This is a genomic window from Hallella multisaccharivorax DSM 17128 (assembly GCF_000218235.1).
Lineage (GTDB): Bacteria > Bacteroidota > Bacteroidia > Bacteroidales > Bacteroidaceae > Prevotella > Prevotella multisaccharivorax.
Map to the genome: position 1 here is coordinate 3143983 of NZ_GL945017.1, position 18816 is coordinate 3162798.

Here is an 18816-nt window from a genome sequence, read left to right on the forward strand (position 1 = left end):
TAAAATATAATTAATCATTAAGTGTTTTTTATATATTACTTGTTATAGTTTACTTTTGTTATTCTCTCAAGCGCTTCTCTCATCTTCTCATCTTTTGTGCAGAGGCTGATACGAATATAACGCTTCCCGTTGTTCCCAAATATGAATCCTGGTGTGATGAATACGCGAGCTTCGTGGAGGACAGCTTCCGTTAGATCTTCTACATTGGCGTATTTCTCAGGAATCTTTCCCCAAAGGAACATACCTACTTGTGAGGGATCAAATGTACATCCAAGCACTCTCATTATCTCCTCGGCAATCAGACGGCGCCGACGATAGTTTTCAATATTGTTTTCCCGATGCCATTCAGGAGTATTGGTGTTATAAGCTTCAGCGGCTGCAAGCTGTATGCCCCTGAAGGAGCCGTTTTCAATGTTACTTTGTATTTTGAACATCCAGGAGATGTGTTCTTTGTTTCCTATCATCATTGCCACGCGCCATCCAGGCATATTATGGCTTTTTGACATGGAGTTGAGCTCAATACAGTAGTCCTTAGCATCAGGAATCTGCATAATGCTCAGTGGATGTTCGTTTAGAATGAGAGAGTAAGGGTTATCATTGACGACAAGGATATCGTGTTTCTTGGCAAAAACCACGAGCTTCTCCAATGTTTCTATGCGGGTGTCTCCTCCTGTCGGCATGTTGGGATAATTGGTCCACATTACTTTCACGCCTTTAAGATCCATACGTTCCAATTGTTCAAAATCGGGTTGCCATCCATTGTCCTCTCTTAAATCATAATTGACGATTTGAGTGCCGAATATTTTATTAATGGCAGTATAGGTAGGATAACCTGGGTCAGGAATGAGTACCTTGTCTCCGGGATTACAGAAGGCGAGCGTAACATACATGATTCCTTCCTTTGATCCTATGATAGGTTGTATCTCCGTCATAGGATCCAGGTGGACATCATAGGTGCGCTCATAAAAACAGGCCATAGCTTGACGTAATTCCGGCAGCCCGCTTGTTGGCTGGTAGCCGTGGGCATGTGGATTGTGTGCCACCTCACATAGTTTGTCAATCGTCTGTTTTGACGGTGGCATGTCAGGTGAGCCAATGGCAAGTGAGATGATATCCTGTCCTTGTGCATTGAGACGGGCCACTTCTTTTAGTTTGCGGCTAAAATAGTATTCTTGAATGTCGTTAACTCTTGATGCTGGTTTCATATCTTATGCTGCTTTATATTCTCCAAGGATTTTGATGGATTTGACAAGTGGGGTAATGGCGTCAATCGACTGTCGGTAACGGATGAGGTCTGTGTAAGTTACGTCAACGTAGAACATGTATTCCCACTCATGACCGATTACGGGGAGTGACTGGATCTTAGTGAGGTTGATGTCATAGAAACTGAGGATGGTCAGCACCTTTGAAAGCGAGCCTTCCGTATGGGGTAGGGTGAAGACAACGGTTGATTTATCGACATCATTTAGAGGACGTAGGTAGTCTGCTTTTCGTGGGTCTGTGGTGATGAGAAATCTCGTGAAGTTGTGCTTATTGTCCTCGATATGATCCTCCAGAATTTTCAACCCATACATCTTGGCAGCCTCAGCATGGCAGATAGCCGCCCATCCGTGGCACTGGTGTTCATGGATGTATTTCGCACTTCCTGCGGTGTCTTCTGCCTCTACGATTTTTAGCTCCGCATGGGTTGAAAGATATTCACGGCATTGCATAAGTGCTACAGGATGGGAGTGTACCTCATGTATCGTCGTCCAGTCATCGTCTGGAAGGCAGCAGATGCAGTGGGTAATGTGTAGTTTATGTTCACCAACTATGGTTGTACCGCTGTCGCGGAGCAACTCATAATTGTGAAGTAACGATCCGGCAATGGTATTTTCAATGGCAAGTAAGCTTATGACTGTAGGATCTTGATGGACGTTGGCAAAAACTTGCTCGAAGGTATCACAGCAAATGAGTTGTACCTGCTCATTGTGGAAATACTCGTGTGCCGCAATGTCATGAAACGATCCTTGTATGCCCTGAATGGCGATTCTTTTCATCTGATTTATTATTGTCTGTTTTTTGTTCGTATTGCTAAAACAAATGTCCCACTCCATATTGTTTATGAAGCGGGACTTTGTATGCAACCTCCTTGGAGGTGTCGTATCTCTTGAGTCTTAAGTTGAAATCTACACGCAACTTCCCGCTTCACAATTTCTTGTAAAGTAAAAGTAATAATAGGAATATGTTGTGAAGAATCTCATAATATCGACTTTTCTATTTTTTATTGAATGACTTATTCTTGTTAAATCATTGGCAAAATTATAGTTTTTATTTAAAACATGCAAGAAAAATGATGAAAAAATTATCATTATAGCTAATTTTGCAGCAAGAGTAGTTTTAATGATATGAAGGTACACATTATAATATATAGTATTTTTTCTTTTCTTGTGACGTCAATGGATGCCAGTGCCCAAAGCGACCGACACATCTTTAGGACATCTTCTCCGGTGAGGTTCATCCCTGGCAGTGCATTGTTACAAACGAATCCCACAACGGGGATGTCATTCCAAAATGTAGGTTCACCTTTTATGGAAACTCCTGTAGGGTTTAAGCAGAGAGAGGATGAAACTCAGACAGCAGATTATAACACCGATATAAGTAAATGTGATAGCGAAGAAGGTAAACCCAAAGGACAGCTTCATGGAAGTGTGGAACTCAGTGTTATGGCCGGTTTTGGGAAAAATGCTCCCAAGGGCGCAGGCTTCTCGCAGAATATCAATCTTGATTATACTACTCCTGTCGGGAAACGTGGTTGGCTTACTGCTGGCGGATATATGAATCATCTTAACTGGAGTGGTATGAATCTTACTTCTGCGGGCGTCTATGGTGAGTTGGGCTATCAGCTCAACGATCAGTGGTCTGCGTATGTCTATGGTCAAAAATCACTCGTAAATAGTGGGAGCTATGGTTATGCCTATCCTTATGTTGGCTATGGTAGCGGAGGGTTAGGGTACTACAGCTATCCTGCCTATAATCCTTATGCTGATCGTCTTGGTGCAGCTCTCCGTTGGACTCCGAACAAGAACTTCATGTTGCAAATATCCGTCGAAAAAGACTGGATGCCCAAGCGGGACAATGTCTATTTCCGACGGTATGATTATCAGCGATAATCTTTTCTTATTAGTTTTTAATGAGCTTGAGACGCAATGAGTTGAGGACTACGCTGACGCTGGAAAAAGCCATCAGTGCAGATCCCCACATGGGGGTCAGCTGAAGAGGAGGATTGTTGTAGAAGAGATAGAGCACACCTGCGGCCAAGGGAATACAAATAATATTGTAGATGAATGCCCAGAAGAGGTTCTCCCAAATCATGTGTGTAGTTTTCTTGCTGAGTGAGAAGCTAAAAGGCAGCGCTCGCAAGTCATCAGTCATCAGGGTCACTTGGGCTACGTCCATAGCTATGTCAGTGCCTGTGCCGATAGCAATGGATACATCGGCAAGTGCCAATGCTTGCGTGTCATTGATACCATCGCCAATCATCGCTACGGTTTTACCTTCCGCTTTCAGTTTCCTGACAATATTCTCTTTGTCCTGTGGTATGCATTTTGACTGATAATGTTTGATGCCTGCTTTTTCAGCCCAGTATTTAGCAGCCTCTTCTTTATCACCACTCATCATCCACACCTCAATCCCCCGTTGCTGCAGCTCTTCCATGGCAATGGAAGCATATGGTTTCAGCTTCTCACGCTCTTCAAGTGGTAGGTTATCAGCCTTTGTGAAGTCCACTTTTTGGTTTGGGATAGTCAGAGTACCTGTTTTATCCGTTACTAAGACATTTACCTTGCGCATGCGCTCAAGAGCGGTAGCATCCTTAATCAGTATATGTTGCTCAGCCGCCTTCCCGATACCTACCATCAAGGCGGTGGGGGTGGCGAGACCCATTGCGCATGGGCAGGCAATCACCAAAACGGTCACTGCTGATACGATAGCCTTTGGTAAGAGAGTCAATCCTCCAAGCCAGAGCCACATCAGCAAGGTAATCAAGGCTAATGCAGTGACTGTGGGCACAAAAACCATGACAGCTTTGTCAACGATACGTTGTACAGGGGCTTTGGATCCTTCTGCTTCCTGTACCATGCGTATGATATGGGCAAGGGCCGTATTTTCGCCTACTTGCCGTGCACGCATGCGGAACTTGCCTTGTGAAGGGATTGTGCCGGCTAGTACTTTCGCCCCTTTTTTCTTTTCTGCCGGAGTAGGCTCGCCAGTGATCATGCTCTCGTCTACATAGGCTGCATCAGCCGTCATAAAGCTCTCTGCCGAAATGACCTCACCGTCGACAGGTACTTTCTCACCAGGACGTACCTCAAGGATGTCCCCTACATCAATGGTAGAGATGGGTACCTCGCGTACCTCACCGTCTTCAATGATATGAGCGGTTTTGGGAGCCATTCCCATGAGCTGGCGTATACTTTTTGCCGTACTGTCTTTCGCTTTTTCTTCCAATAACCTTCCTGTAAGCACAAAGGTGATGATCATGCCACAGGAGTCAAAATACGTAAGGGAGGTATCTCCCCAGAAAGTATTCCACACGGAGAAGACAAAGGCTATGGCCGTCGACAGAGCTACAAGTGTGTCCATATTGGCGGTGCCATGGCACAATTGGCGTATGGCAGTCTGATAGAAACGCCCGCCACAGAAAACCATGTTGGCAAGGGCTATCAATAACCCTGCCTGATTGGACATATTGCTCCCGCCTAAGGAAATCCAGTGCATATTAACAGTCATTCCGACGATGGAGAGTACCCATGAAAGAATAGTCTTGCGGACAAGGATGGTATAGGTGCGTTTTTGTATTTCCTCTACAGACCGGTCTTTTTCTATGACAAGATCATATCCAATCCCATTGATTTCCTTTTTCATGGTCTCCAAAGAGATCTTCTCTGGGTTGAAGTCAACCAATGCGGACCTACCAGCAAGGCTCACTGCCGCGTGACTGATACCCGGCAGCGAGTTGAGCTTCTTCTCAATGTTGGCAGAGCATGATGCGCATGCCATGCCAACGACAGGTATGGTTTGTTTCATTCAATTTTCCCTTTTTACAGCTCCATCTCATAGTGTCCGGCTGCATCGATTGCATCCTTCATCTGTGCTGGAGTTACTTGTGTGTCATCAAAATCTACGGTGACGTTGTGCTCACTGAGGGAGGCTACTGCTTGAGCCACACCATTTAGTGCGTTGAGTGCATTTTCCACATGAGTCTTACAGTGCTCGCATTTCATGCCATTGACTGTATATGTCCTTTTCATTTTGAGTATAATTTAATAATTGATTAAAAATAAATGCTTGTATCTCTTTATTAGTTACGTTGCAAAGTTAGCACTTTCTTCATTAAAAAGCTTTATGGAATGATGGATGAATTTTATGGTTTTCAGAAAAAAAACATATACACCTTGTATATTTTCCAACTTCTATTTTGTGTTGTAATTATTTTTAAATACCTTTGCAGCAAACTGCTAATAAAAATTGATTTCATCAAAAGATAGTAGTGAAAATTTTCAAGAATAATAGAAGACGACATGGATATTACAGCTTATAGACGTCTTGTAGACAGTAATTTGCGTCCGTCTACTCAGAGACTTGCTATTATGACCTATTTACTTTCACATCGTACTCATCCTACGGTAGAGGATGTCTATCAGGGTGTGGTGAAGGATGTGCCGACCTTGAGCAGAACAACAGTCTATAACACATTGCGACTCTTCTCAGAGCGTCGTGCTGCCCAGATGATCACGATCGACGATCATCATGTCTGTTATGATGGTGACATTCATCCTCACGTTCATTTTCTTTGTCGTGAATGTGGCAGGGTCCTTGACCTGATGGACGAGAAAGCGCCAAAGCTTAAGAAGCGATCGATCACGCGTGATGGAAATCTCATTGATGAAGCACAACTCTATTATAAAGGTGTGTGCAGGGAATGTCTTGAAAAAGAAAAGTCTAATAATAAAATTGCTTAAGTGCTTTCTAGTTGAAGCATAGGGGGGACATCATTTTCCATTTAGAAACAAAAACAGTGTCCTGTTCTATATTTCATATTAGGGTGTCAAGTTTGTGCATAACTTCATAACCGTTTTAGGGGGCTTATTTATAATGTGTTACGCTTTATGATATATTGTTAATAAGTAAACATATATTAACCTTATATTGTTGCTTATCTCACGGAGATTCAGTATCTTTATAGTATTAATTCAATATATGACTGTAAAGGAATGACTGCAAGGAAAAGCGAAAAAGATAGGGAGATTGCCAGACTGAAACGTGAGCTTAACAAGGCCAATAACGACTTAGCTGAAGCGAATGAGAAATTGAGATCAACCAGATCGGAGCTTAGAAGTCTCAAATCGGAGAAGAATAAAAAAAGAGGTTCTTCCGCTTTTCGGGTTGATAAGTTGAGAAATACGCCTTCTTTCTAATAAATCTGAATTTTCGATTATTTTGTAGCGATAACGCTGGTCGAAAAGCTAATTATCTATAAATCAGTATACATTTAACTTATTATGTTTTGCCATTTCATTTATTATTGTTACATTTGTAGCGATAATCAAAGATGTAGCACAATGGCAAGACCCATAAGCGATGAGACTGCTCACAAGGTGACGCTTCACATTAATAACGGATATAGATATGCAGCACTACGCCCACGTGTAACGAACGAGGCAACAGGTAAGCGTATGAACAAAAGCATTCATTTAGGCACAGTGACCGAAAGCTTGAAGTTCATTCCAGACAAGGCATATCTTTACATGCCTCCTGCCGAGCGAAAGCAATTGGTATTCCCACAGGGATGGGATTTGAGCGAACTGGACTCTTTGCCAAGCACGAGGAAAGCGGGGAGGCCTACCCACAATGGAGATGCGCAGAACCGTCTGTATGGCGACGTGTGGCTTATGGAAAGAGTTGCGGAGAAGACCAAGATACGCGAGGATCTGGAGAAGGTGTTCGAGGGAAACAAGGAGAAAGTGGATAATATCATGACACTTGCCATGTTCCCATATATTTCCAGCTATTCTTACAGCAGACTCGCTCGCTGGCAGAGATACACCAAGACTCCGTCCGCGCGCGAAATGTCGCCGGGAGACATCACCCGTCTTACGCAATCTATCACCGAGAAAGACCGCCAGGCCTTGTTACGTCTTCGTTCTGAAAAAATTGGAAAGATGGAGCTCTGTGCTGTTGACTCCACAAGCAGGTCTGCTTACGGAAGCAGCCTGGCCGACATACGCTGGGGGCACAACAAAGAGAGCATTGCTTTGGCGCAGACGAATGAAGTTGTAGTCTATACTCTCAGCAACCACATGCCCATCTATTACAGGTCTTTTCCCGGTAACATTCCTGACTCACGCACAATGGGTGTCATCCAGTCTGACCTTCGCTGTGCTGGTTTCATGAATTACGTAATGATAACGGACAGGGGCTATGGGACAGTGCAAATCCTTGAGGACAACATCCTTCATGGCCAGCCCGCTATAATGTGCATGAAGACCGGCCACAAGTTTATCAGCGACAAAATAGACAGCCTCGGAGACTTCAATGTCCGTCCGGACGGAATGGAGATAGACCTTGACAGCAAGCTGTACTACAAGCAGTACGACATTGACTACAAGGTACATGGAAAGGGTAAGTCCGAAAAGGCAGCAAGCAAGATGCGCCTGAATCTGTTCTTCAATCCCTCGTGGAGAAGCGAAGGGCAAATCAACATAGACATGAAAGTCGAAGGGCAGAGAAGCTGTCTTCAGAAGATGCTTGAAGACAAGGAAGAAGCACCAGACGACGATACCCTGAAGAAAGACTTCTGCATGTTTGACGTAAAGTTGGACAAGAAAAGACATGTCATATCTTTTGAGAAGAACGAGAAGAAGTACAACGACTCACTCAGACTGTTAGGGTTTGTTGCCATTGTAACGCTCGGGCTGGATCTGACATCCCCACAAGCTCTGGCCCACTACAAATTGAGAGACGAGCAGGAGAAGTACTTCCAGCAGATGAAGACGGAGATGTGCTCTGACAGACAGCGGAATTGGAGTGAGGACGGCAAGACCGGCAGGCTGTTCGTCTTGTTCGTCGGGCTGGTCATCGGATCATATATCAGACACATCTGGAAGACAACAGACCTTCACAGCATGTTCCCCTCTTCGCTGGACATGCTTGACGAGATGAGAAACATAAGATGTATCGAACGGCAGGGGCATGCCTCTAAGATAACACCTTTCGTCGGAAAGCAGGTAGAGATTGCAAAGGCTTTGGGGCTTGACATCCCAGTCGGGTGTGAACCGGGATACAAGTCGAAAAAGGTAGGAAGGAAAAGAGGAAGACCAAAGAAAAACGTATTTTAGAAGGTTATCGCTACAAATTAATTGAAAACTCAGATAATAAAAGGAGGCTGTGTTCCGTTATATATTTAAATTCACCACAAATCAAATATAAAAAACATGGAACCCAGCCTCATATATCAAGCTTTCAGAGTTGGCCGGAACTATCAATATCATGCAACTGCGTACAAAGATAACTCAATTATCTTTAAATCGGAATTGTATGAATAACTTTATGGACAAATTGTATGAATAACTTTATGGACATTCACGTGAATTCGTGTTGCCGTCATCGTCATCTCATGATGTCGGCGAATAGCCGGTTGTTCTCTTTTAAGTCGAGTGGAAATCGTAGAACAGACACGTTTTAATAATGGCCAGTATTGGAAGTCATCCTGATAACAATTAGCATTCGGCGAGGATCAGACACTGTTAATGTATATTAATATATCAAGAAAACATTTGCCGAGTGATCAAGATTCATTACCTTTGCAGTCGCTTTTAAAAAAGCATCCTTTTTCGTCGGCATAGCTCAGTTGGTTAGAGTATCACCTTGACATGGTGGGGGTCCTTGGTTCGAATCCAAGTGTCGACACTTATTCATCTTCATCAATAATAAAAGATCCCGATACTTCAACATGGGGATCTTTTTTAGTATGCTCGGCATGAGTATTGTCTAACGGGTGCAAGTCCCGAGTAAGCCTTAATAGCGGGAATTACATAGCCAAAGGCAAGGGCGTCCATCGTGAGGTGGAATCTGAAAGAAGCCGGCGGCAAACATCTGACCTAACGAACAGAAACTTCATACAAGGCATATGACCGTGGGTAAGGTTGCTAAACAAATCAAAGCCCTATAGCTATTCGGAACGGTTGGTGTAAATGAAGTGGGTATAAGATGGAAAGACAATGCCCTTATCCGAGGAGGTCTCACGGACACTTCAAATAGTTTTTTTTACGAAAGAAGTGGAGTAAAGCTTGCCGTGAGAAGTCAGCAGACGCCATAGTAGTGCAATACTCGATAACGTTGCATGAAGGGCTGAACCTAACAATCAAGCGATAGTAATTGAAACATACCTCATGAAGGAAAGAATGCAGAAAACATTATCCCAAGTTAATGGCTGCCCCCAAAGAGATAGGTCGGAAACCGAATGGTATGGGGGAGTGCAGACCTACATGTGGATGTGTGAAGACAACATCGTGGAAGTACCATTCGACAAGGAACACCTTTTCGAGCAAATCCTTAGCCCTTCAAATCTCAACCGAGCCTACAAGGCAGTTATGAGAAACAAAGGCTGTGGTGGTATCGACAAGATGTCGTGTGAGCAGTTGCTCCCATGGCTATTGACCAATAAGGACTTGCTCATCCGTTCCTTGATGGACGGCTCTTACCGTCCAAACCCAGTGAAAAGGGTAGAAATACCCAAAGACAATGGCAAGATGCGCCTGTTGGGAATACCTACAGTAGTAGACCGTTTGGTGCAACAAGCCATAAACCAAGTATTGACCCCCATCTATGAGAACCAATTTTCCAAGACGAGCTACGGCTTCCGTCCGAGAAGAGGATGCCATGACGCAATACGAGGAGCGCAAAGTATAATTAATGAAGGCTACATATATGTAGTAGACCTTGACCTTGAACGCTTCTTCGATACCGTGAGCCATAGCAAACTCATAGAAATTCTCAGCCGTACGATAAAAGACGGCAGAGTGGTCAGTCTTATACACAAATATCTCCGAAGTGGTGTAATGAACAAAGGCTTGTTTGAAGCGAGCGAAGAGGGAACTCCCCAAGGAGGACCGCTAAGTCCGTTGTTGAGTAACATCATACTCAACGAATTGGACAAAGAACTTGAACGCAGAGGGCTTCCCTTTGTACGCTATGCCGATGACTCGATGATATTCTGTAAGTCCAAAAGGGCTGCAATGCGAGTGAAGGAGTCTATAACCCGATTTATAGAAAATGTTCTATATCTCAGAGTCAACAAGGAAAAGACCGTAGTGTCGTATGTACGTGGAGTGAAATATCTGGGCTACTCCTTTTATGTGATGAAAGGCAAATGCCAACTCACTGTGCACCCAAAATCCAAAGCCAAGATGAAGTCAAGGTTGAAAGAACTAGACAAGTCGCAGCAATGGATGGGGATATGCCAAGAGAAAGCAAAAGCTGAAAGAATACATAAGAGGGTGGGTTGGCTATTATCACCTTGCCAATATGAAGCGTCTCTTGCTTGAAACAGACGAATGGTTAAGACGTAGAATACGCATGTGTATATGGAAAGCTTGGAAGAAAGTCAAGACAAAAGTGGCAAACCTCATTAGATGTGGTATTAATAAATACCAAGCATACGAATGGGGTAATACTCGTAAGGGTTATTGGCATATAGCTAATAGTCCTATTTTAGCAACTGCAATAAGTAACAACAATCTACGTGCAGCAGGGTATGCTACTTTAATGGGGACGTATCTCGAATGGCACCCCAAAATAGGAACCGCCGTATGCGGGACCGCATGTACGGTGGTGTGAGAGGTCGGAAAACGAAAGTAGGAAGAAAACTACTTCGTTTTCCTCCTACTCGATTTTTATATCTCCATTCGAGTCTACGACTCCACTTTGAACAATGACCCCATAGGACAGACAAAACGGCAATAGGGCCGCATGACTATTGTAGAAAGTACCGCAAAAGCCACGGCGATGGCAATGACCACCCACGAAGCCGACTGGAAGATGAATGCCGAGAATGGCTCATAGTTGACCCAGTCGGCCCACACGCCCGTCCACAGACAAAGCATCAGCACCGCGAAAAGTACCTTGCGGAAACGGTTGAGCACTCTTACTGTCTTTGGACTCATCTTTATTTTATAGCGCACACACTTGCCCGAAAGTTCCTGCAGGCTACCATAGGGGCAGACATGATTGCAATAGTAATTGACCTTCCCGAAAAGCGGGTAAATAAAAGCCACAATGAGCAACACCAGCGGCAGCAGCAAAGCCACGACATTCATGCCGTTGGACATATAGCCTAAAATGGCGGACCAAGACAGGAAAGAGCCACACCAGAAGCCAAGCACGGCGACATTGAGCACCTGTTGAACCGTGCGGTAGCGGCGATTCTTGACAAACAGGGGCACGATAGCCGCTAACAGGGCGACCGCCAGTCCACAGAGATTCTTCGCGCTACCGTCAAAATCGGCAAACAATGGCTTCTTTTCAGTCTGCTTGGCCGCGACCTGCAGGCCAGCCCTCATGTTACCAATGATGGCGCGTGAAGAGAATGTGGCCCCCGACACTCCGTCCACCTTCATGGACGAGGCCTCAGCGACGGTCTTGCCTCTCCAACGATTGAAGAGGGTCTTGGCACGGCCGAAAAACTCAGGCGTCTCCTTGTTGGGCAAAGCCTTGATGTCTTTCACGATGCCTTTCTGAATGGTTATCTCCAGGGGGACCGTACCACCAAACCCCGTGATGTCCTTGCCAATGGCCGCAGTGTTGATGATAATCTCACCGTCTGCAAGCCGGCTAATGGTATCGTTCTTGGACACAACCTGCTGGCTGTCAGCCCCAAACTCATGTCCCATCAACTTGCCGTCCCTGGTAAAGGATGCCACCGCCACCATGAGAAAACAAATAATGAAATTGAGAAACACACCTAAGCGGTGTCTTCCTGAACGTTTGGTCAACTGTCTATAATTTTTCATTTTACCTTGATGCTCTCTTTTTAGATGCAAAGATAAGGAATAAATACCGGATAACTCTCAATTCACGGGTTTTTCAATGAAAATTCACAGGTAAAAAGAAGATTCACTTGATGCCGGCGCGTCTACACTGTAAAGGCGATGCGTCTACACTGTAAAGGCGATGCGTCTACGGCGTAAAGGCGATGCGTCTACGGCGTAAAGGCATTTCAAAATCAAAGACTATGAAACAGGTTCTGTAAATTTTGGCATAATCCTTGCTAAATGAAAAAGAAAAGTGTAAATTTGCAACGACTATTAAAAAAGAAAGGACGAATATTCATGACCAGTCAGTTTTCACCAAAAGTATCTGAAATTCTTGCCTTCAGCAGGGAAGAGGCGACACGCCTGGCCAGCAGTTCCGTCGGGCCGGAGCATCTTCTGCTCGGCATCCTCAGGGAGAAACACACACCTGTGACCGACCTATTTCGCCAGCTAAGCATCAATATGCAGAGTGTCAAGGAGGAACTGGAGGAGAAGGTGCGGGAAGATGAGCTCAGCGAACCCATCAATACCAATGAGCTTGTACTGAACTCACAGGCGAGCAACATTCTCAGGCTTGCCGTGCTTGAAGCCCGTATACAGCATACGCAATTGGTTGACGTGCAACACCTGTTGCTCGCCATTCTTCACGACCAGATGGACAATGGCGCCAAAGAAGTGCTTGAGATGAACAATCTCGACTACGATACGGCGGTCCGTATGCTCAGCAAGCCTACCGTCAAAGATGGTATCGGCCTGCCCGATGAAGACGAGGAGGACTATGAGGAGGACAGCAATGCCCATAGCGAAAAACAGGGAAACAGCCGCCGACAAGCAACGGCCACACAGCCTATGGGCGGAGGAAAGACTCCCGTACTCGACAACTTCTCCATTGACCTCACCAAGGCTGCGGCTGAAGGTAAGCTCGATCCTGTGGTGGGAAGGGAGAAAGAGATTCAGCGCGTCATCGAGATTCTCGGACGCCGCAAGAAGAACAATCCCATCCTCATCGGCGAGCCCGGTGTGGGGAAGAGCGCCATTGTCGAGGGTCTGGCGCAACTCATTGCACAACACAAGACCTCTCCCATGCTCTTCAACCGGCGCGTAGTGAGCCTTGACATGACTGCCATTGTGGCAGGCACCAAGTATCGCGGACAGTTTGAAGAGCGTATCCGCGCCCTGCTCAAGGAGTTGGAGAACAATCCCAACATCATCGTCTTCATTGATGAGATACACACTATCATCGGCGCAGGATCGGCACCGGGAAGTATGGATGCCGCCAACATTATGAAACCCGCTCTGGCACGCGGTACTATCCAGTGTATCGGCGCTACGACGGTGGACGAATACCGCAACTCCATCGAGAAAGATGGAGCTCTGGAGCGACGTTTCCAAAAGGTGATGATAGAGCCAACGACTAAGGATGAGACCCTGCAGATTCTTGAAAACATCAAGGACCGCTATGAGGAGCATCATCATGTGAGCTACACAGAAGATGCGCTGAAGGAGGCTGTGCGCCTGACCGACCGATACGTCACTGACCGATTCATGCCCGACAAGGCCATCGACGTCATTGATGAGGTGGGCTCACGTGTGCATCTGAAAAACGCAAAGGTGCCACAGGAAATCACCGACAAGGAGAAAGAGATAGAGGAAATCAAGCAGAAGAAGCAGAAATCTGTCGGCAACCAGAACTTCGAGCTTGCCGCCAACTACCGTGACCGCCAGACCGAACTGGAGCAAGAGCTCCGCCTCATGCAGCAGAAATGGCAGCAAGGAGAGGCTGAGACACGACAGACTGTGACTGAAAAGGAGGTGGCCGACGTCGTCTCGATGATGACCGGCATACCCGTACAGCGCATGGCTGAAGCCGAAGGCAAGCGCCTCCGCAACATGGGCGCCGATCTCAAACAGGAGGTAATCGGACAGGACAGTGCCATTGACAAAATGGTGAAAGCCATCCAGCGCAACCGCGTGGGGCTGAAAGACCCCAATCACCCCATCGGCTCGTTCATGTTTCTCGGGCCTACCGGCGTGGGCAAGACCTATCTTGCCAAGTGCCTTGCCGAGAAGATGTTCGGTGCCAAAGACGCGCTCATCCGCATCGACATGAGCGAGTACACTGAGAGTTTCAACACTTCACGGCTCATCGGCGCGCCTCCGGGCTACGTCGGCTACGAAGAAGGCGGACAGCTTACCGAACAAGTGCGCCGCCATCCTTACTCCATCGTGCTGCTCGATGAGATAGAGAAAGCCCACGGCAACGTCTTCAACCTCTTGCTGCAAGTGCTTGATGAGGGACGTCTGACCGATGGTAACGGACGATTAGTAGACTTCCGAAACACGGTCATCATTATGACTTCCAACGCCGGTACGCGCCAGCTCAAGGAGTTCAGCCGCGGGGTAGGATTCAATGCAGGCGGTATTACCAATGCTGCCAATATGGACAGCAAGGACAAACAGTATGCGCGTTCGATCATTCAGAAGAGTCTCGCCAAGCAGTTCTCGCCCGAGTTCCTTAACCGCCTCGACGAGATCATCACCTTCGACCAGCTCGATCTCGCCAGTATCAAGCAGATCATCGACATTGAGCTCAAAGGGCTTTACAAGCGTGTAGCAGGGCTTGGCTTCACCATCTCGCTCACCGACAAGGCCAAAGAGCTTGTGGCCACGAAGGGTTACGACGTGCAGTTCGGCGCCCGCCCGCTGAAACGTGCCATCCAAACCTACATCGAGGACGGTCTCTCTGAAATGATTCTCTCCGAAGAAGCCAAACAGGGTGACACCATCGTCATTGACAGGCAAGACGACAAGGATGAGCTGAGCTTCAGCATTGCTAAGTAACAGAAAAGTATCACTTATAAAAAAAGCGACCATATGGCCGCTTTTTTTATTGATTCATATTCCACACGAACCCTTTGGCTGTACGGATGCCATTGTCCTGAAAGTGGTTACCGGGGTTCATCTCCAAGATAGTGTCCGTGCCTTGATGTCGGAGCAGGTCGCGCTGACGGAGGATGCAGTCATTGACTGTCGACATGATGGCCGTCTTGGAGCAATACTCACGGTCGCCTAAGCTGAGATAGACGCGTGGGGAAAGAGACGGGTGGAGCGTAGCATAGTTGAGCCAATCTTGATACCATACCGACGGCGAGGCTGCCACAATGCCGGCAAAAGCAGCACGAGTGCCAGCCCAGAGAGCAAACAATCCCGCCAGTGAATAGCCGCCAAGAACAACGCGTGACAAATCCGACAGAGCGTTATCCTGCCATCCCAACAGCTGCATTTGCTCCTCAAGCAACTTTAAGATTTCGCCAAGCGTGTTTATGGCACCTGACCCAAAAGGCACTTTCCCGAAGACAGGGGGCGCTTCCCACGGCGTGAGTTCCTCATTCCAGCGGCTGATATGCACTGCCACGAGACGGAATGGCACCGTAGAATGTGCACGGATATAACCCACCTCATTGTCCAGCTCCTCCATATCGTGGCTGTCAACAGGCTGCACAAGCAACACCTGTGGCCGCTCATCGGAAATAATTGTCGTCGTCATTTATGCTTGATGATGCCTCTTTTTCCATCTCATCTGCTTTTCACCCGACCATCAATACTGCCAGTCAGGACAGCAAACCCTATTTATTGAGCTTGAGTCCCACCTGCATTCCGTCAACAGAGCCGATGATACTGCCAAGCGATTTCAAGGCAGCATTGCCCGTAAATGAGCCGAGTGCATTGGCATATTTCAGCAGTTTAGAGGCATCCATGACGATGAGCAGGTCGCTGCCGTCAAGCTGTGTAGTGCCTACAATCTGCTTGATGTCACCTTCATAGTTGAGCACCACGCTGTGGTTCTGAATAGTGTAGGTGCCCGAAGTGGCCTTTGCACCGATTGATTGCGTGAACTTGCCGTCCTTGTCAAACGTCATCTTCATCATGCCTTTCCGGATGCCGGCCTTGTCGAACTGTGCCTGCAACTGCTTCTCAATGGCCTGTGATGCCACCTTACCGCCAATGTTATTCAGCACGTTTTTGCTGGTGAACACCACAGCCGGCTCTACATAAGTCCAAGTGCCAATGATGCGGTCCTTCGTTGCTCCTTTTGCAGCATCGAAGATTGTAGAGAGTCCAGAGAGGATCGACCCGCTCTCGGCGCCCCCGCCTATAGCAGACATGATGCCGCCTAAGAGACCACTACCGCTGCTTTCCGATGGAGTGGAAGTCTTGGATCGTTTGGAGGAATCAACCTTCACTGGCGCTACCGTCGTGGCTGTTTCTGTCGTGGACGCTGTTGTCTTAGAGAGCACAGCCTTTCTCTTCGTTGCCTTCTTGGCCGTTTTCTTCACCGGTCTCTTCTTTGCGGGAGCCACGATGTTGACCCCCTCCACACTGGCTACGGCTTCCGCTATAGGTGTGAAAGCCAGTCCCATAGCCAATGCCATACCATAAACGATACTTGTTTTCATCTGTATGAATTAAATAAAAAATTACCGTCTTCAATTGAGCGGCAAAGTTACAAAAAATAGTAGTAAGCTTTTAATCATTTTCTTATTTTCCGTATCTTGCCTTGAAATTAAGGCATAAAATCCATTTATTAATACTCATGAAGCATCATCTCTCCGCGCTTTAAAAACATGAGAAACATGAGACACGCACTGATTTTCTGCTGAAAGTTATGGTGTGAACTCATTTTTCTTTATCAAACTGGTGTAAAATCCACAGATTTTATGTAAGTTTGCAGGCGTAATCATCCGTTATTTATCCGTTTATCCATATGGACAACTATATTGTTTCCGCAAGGAAATATCGCCCGATGACATTCTCCTCCGTGGTTGGACAAGAGGCTCTGACCACAACACTGAAGAATGCCGTGAAGTCTGGCAAGCTGGCCCACGCATATCTTTTTTGTGGGCCTCGCGGTGTAGGCAAGACCACCTGCGCACGCATCTTCGCCAAAGCCATCAATTGTGAGAATCCCACACAGGACGGTGAGGCCTGTAACGAGTGTGAGAGCTGTCGCGCTTTCAACGAAGGAAGGTCGATGAACATCTTTGAGCTCGACGCAGCAAGCAACAACTCCGTAGAGAACATCAAGACGCTCATGGAGCAGACACTCATCCCTCCACAGACAGGCAGATATAAGGTATTCATTATCGACGAGGTGCACATGCTCTCACAGGCAGCCTTCAATGCTTTCCTCAAGACGCTGGAGGAGCCGCCCGCGCACGTCATCTTTATTCTTGCCACCACAGAGAAAAACAAGATTCTACCCACCATTCTCTCGCGCTGTCAAATCTACGATTTTGAACGCATGACGGTGCCGGAAATCATCCGGCACTTAGAGATGGTCGCCGGAAAAGAGGGTATCACCTACGAGGAGGAGGCACTCAACGTCATTGCTGAGAAGGCTGACGGCGGCATGCGCGACGCGTTGTCCATCTTCGACCAGGTAGCAAGTTTCTGCCAAGGACACATCACTTATGAGAAAGTGCTGCAGGATCTCAACGTCCTTGACGCTGACAACTATTTCAAGATCATCGACCTCTCGCTTGAAAACAAGGCCGCTGACATCATGGTGCTGCTTGACAGTATCATCCAGCGCGGCTTTGACGGAAGCAATGTCATCAACGGGCTGGCCTCACACGTGCGCAACGTGATGATGGCTAAAGACGAACAGACACTCCCGCTGCTTGAAGTGAGCCAAAACCAACGGCAAAAATACAAGGATCAAGCAGCGAAATGTCCCCAGACTTTCCTCTATCAGGCACTGAAAATCCTCAACGAATGCGACGTGCAATACCGCCAAAGCAGCAACAAGCGCTTACTGGTGGAGCTCACTCTCATCCGTGTGGCACAGATCACACAACCTGAAGATGAAGACGCGCCCGCCGGTGGGCGTAGCCCTATGCAATTGAAATCCCTGTTTAAGAAAAACAATTTGGTGCAACCTAAACCGGTTATGCAGGTGACCGGGGCTGCACGAAGGCTCTCCACGCACACCGCTGTCCATGACGAGCCCAAGAAGACTGACCCCAGCGACACTCCCTCAAAGCCAGAGCACAACATCACCACCGGCGCCACTATGCTAAGCGGCACCACCTTCCACTTGAAGAATATCGGCATGACTTTTGCCGACCTCAGGCGGAAACCCGAGAGGAAAGACCCTGCGGAAGCTATCACTGTGGATGAAGAACAGGCAAAAAAAGAGGAAGCCAACAAGCGGGAAGACCACTTCACTGACGATGACCTCATCCGCGAATGGACCTCCATGTGCAACCGTATGCCACAAAAATTCATTGGGTTGGCGGCACGGTTGAAAAACATTGTCCCAAGAATCACTGACTATCCAAATATAGAAGTCGTGGTGGATAACAAGCTCCTGCTGGACCAGATCAACGCCATCCGGCAAAAAATTCGGGCTACCATGCGCATCAGGTTGCACAATACGCTCATCGAATTCAACCCAAGACTCGCAAAACAGGATGAGAACGCACGCGCGCTCACCAAATTGGAGATCTTTGATGCGCTGAGAAAGAGAAATCCGGCCATAGAAAAACTGCGCGTGAGTTTAGGATTGGAGTTGAGCTAAAAAGCACAACCGTCACACGAAGATGCGCTTCAATCTCCACCAACCAAATCATCAAGAGATCGTGCGGCAATTGCTTGACGATCGTGCGGCAACTGTTTGACGATCGTGCGGCAACTGTTTGACGATCGTGCGACAATTGTCGCACGATGCGTTTACGATGAGAAG

12 protein-coding genes, 1 tRNA gene and 1 pseudogene are annotated in these 18816 nt (G+C 46.9%); 7 read left to right on the plus strand and 7 right to left on the minus strand.

The genetic code is table 11. The annotated features are described in order from the left end of the window. Positions 1-35 precede the first annotated feature (35 nt). Both PREMU_RS13275 and PREMU_RS13280 read right to left on the minus strand, forming a co-directional pair. Positions 36-1205, minus strand: a complete 1170-nt coding sequence (locus PREMU_RS13275; RefSeq protein ID WP_007576072.1) for a pyridoxal phosphate-dependent aminotransferase — start codon at positions 1203-1205, stop codon at positions 36-38. Between the two features lie 3 nt (positions 1206-1208). Continuing rightward, a complete protein-coding gene (locus tag PREMU_RS13280) occupies positions 1209-2039 on the minus strand; it encodes a prephenate dehydratase (RefSeq protein ID WP_007576074.1) in 831 nt (276 codons plus the stop codon). 531 nt (positions 2040-2570) lie between these two features. On the opposite strand from PREMU_RS13280, the gene PREMU_RS13285 reads away from it, so the two are divergent. Beyond that, entirely contained in the window at positions 2571-3152 is a 582-nt protein-coding gene (locus tag PREMU_RS13285; RefSeq protein ID WP_156804028.1) for a hypothetical protein, read from the plus strand. Positions 3153-3162: 10 nt separating this feature from the next. On the opposite strand, the gene PREMU_RS13290 is transcribed toward PREMU_RS13285, so the two are convergent. Next, the gene (locus tag PREMU_RS13290; protein WP_007576078.1) at positions 3163-5067 is read right to left on the minus strand and encodes a heavy metal translocating P-type ATPase; all 1905 of its coding nucleotides are present in this window, start codon (positions 5065-5067) and stop codon (positions 3163-3165) included. Between the two features lie 14 nt (positions 5068-5081). Continuing rightward, positions 5082-5291, minus strand: coding sequence for a cation transporter (locus tag PREMU_RS13295; RefSeq protein ID WP_007576080.1), 210 nt, complete (start codon positions 5289-5291; stop codon positions 5082-5084). A 270-nt stretch (positions 5292-5561) separates the two neighbouring features. On the opposite strand from PREMU_RS13295, the gene PREMU_RS13300 reads away from it, so the two are divergent. The 4 genes and pseudogenes from PREMU_RS13300 to ltrA all read left to right on the plus strand — a co-directional run bounded on the left by PREMU_RS13300 (position 5562) and on the right by ltrA (position 10878). Beyond that, positions 5562-6002, plus strand: a complete 441-nt coding sequence (locus PREMU_RS13300) for a Fur family transcriptional regulator (protein WP_007576083.1) — start codon at positions 5562-5564, stop codon at positions 6000-6002. Between the two features lie 600 nt (positions 6003-6602). Beyond that, the gene (locus PREMU_RS13310; RefSeq protein WP_007576087.1) at positions 6603-8378 is read left to right on the plus strand and encodes an IS1634 family transposase; all 1776 of its coding nucleotides are present in this window, start codon (positions 6603-6605) and stop codon (positions 8376-8378) included. A 497-nt stretch (positions 8379-8875) separates the two neighbouring features. After that, positions 8876-8949: transfer RNA gene (locus PREMU_RS13315), tRNA-Val, on the plus strand. Positions 8950-9431: 482 nt separating this feature from the next. Next, positions 9432-10878: pseudogene (ltrA, locus tag PREMU_RS13320) on the plus strand (group II intron reverse transcriptase/maturase). A 74-nt stretch (positions 10879-10952) separates the two neighbouring features. On the opposite strand, the gene PREMU_RS13325 reads toward ltrA, so the two are convergent. Continuing rightward, entirely contained in the window at positions 10953-12050 is a 1098-nt protein-coding gene (locus tag PREMU_RS13325; RefSeq protein ID WP_007576088.1) for an FMN-binding protein, read from the minus strand. Between the two features lie 318 nt (positions 12051-12368). Between PREMU_RS13325 and PREMU_RS13330 the strand changes: the two genes are divergently transcribed. Continuing rightward, positions 12369-14912: an ATP-dependent Clp protease ATP-binding subunit gene (locus PREMU_RS13330; protein ID WP_007576090.1), complete on the plus strand. Its 2544-nt coding sequence runs from the start codon at positions 12369-12371 to the stop codon at positions 14910-14912. A gap of 46 nt (positions 14913-14958) precedes the next feature. Here the strand turns inward: PREMU_RS13330 and PREMU_RS13335 are convergent, their stop codons facing one another. Together PREMU_RS13335 and PREMU_RS13340 are read right to left on the minus strand one after the other, a co-directional pair. After that, a complete protein-coding gene (locus PREMU_RS13335; protein ID WP_007576092.1) occupies positions 14959-15618 on the minus strand; it encodes an alpha/beta hydrolase in 660 nt (219 codons plus the stop codon). 79 nt (positions 15619-15697) lie between these two features. Further along, the gene (locus tag PREMU_RS13340) at positions 15698-16528 is read right to left on the minus strand and encodes a lipocalin-like domain-containing protein (protein ID WP_050796444.1); all 831 of its coding nucleotides are present in this window, start codon (positions 16526-16528) and stop codon (positions 15698-15700) included. 308 nt (positions 16529-16836) lie between these two features. Here PREMU_RS13340 and PREMU_RS13345 point away from each other — a divergent pair, with 308 nt between their 5' ends. Then, positions 16837-18651: a DNA polymerase III subunit gamma/tau gene (locus tag PREMU_RS13345; protein ID WP_007576099.1), complete on the plus strand. Its 1815-nt coding sequence runs from the start codon at positions 16837-16839 to the stop codon at positions 18649-18651. Positions 18652-18816 lie beyond the last annotated feature (165 nt).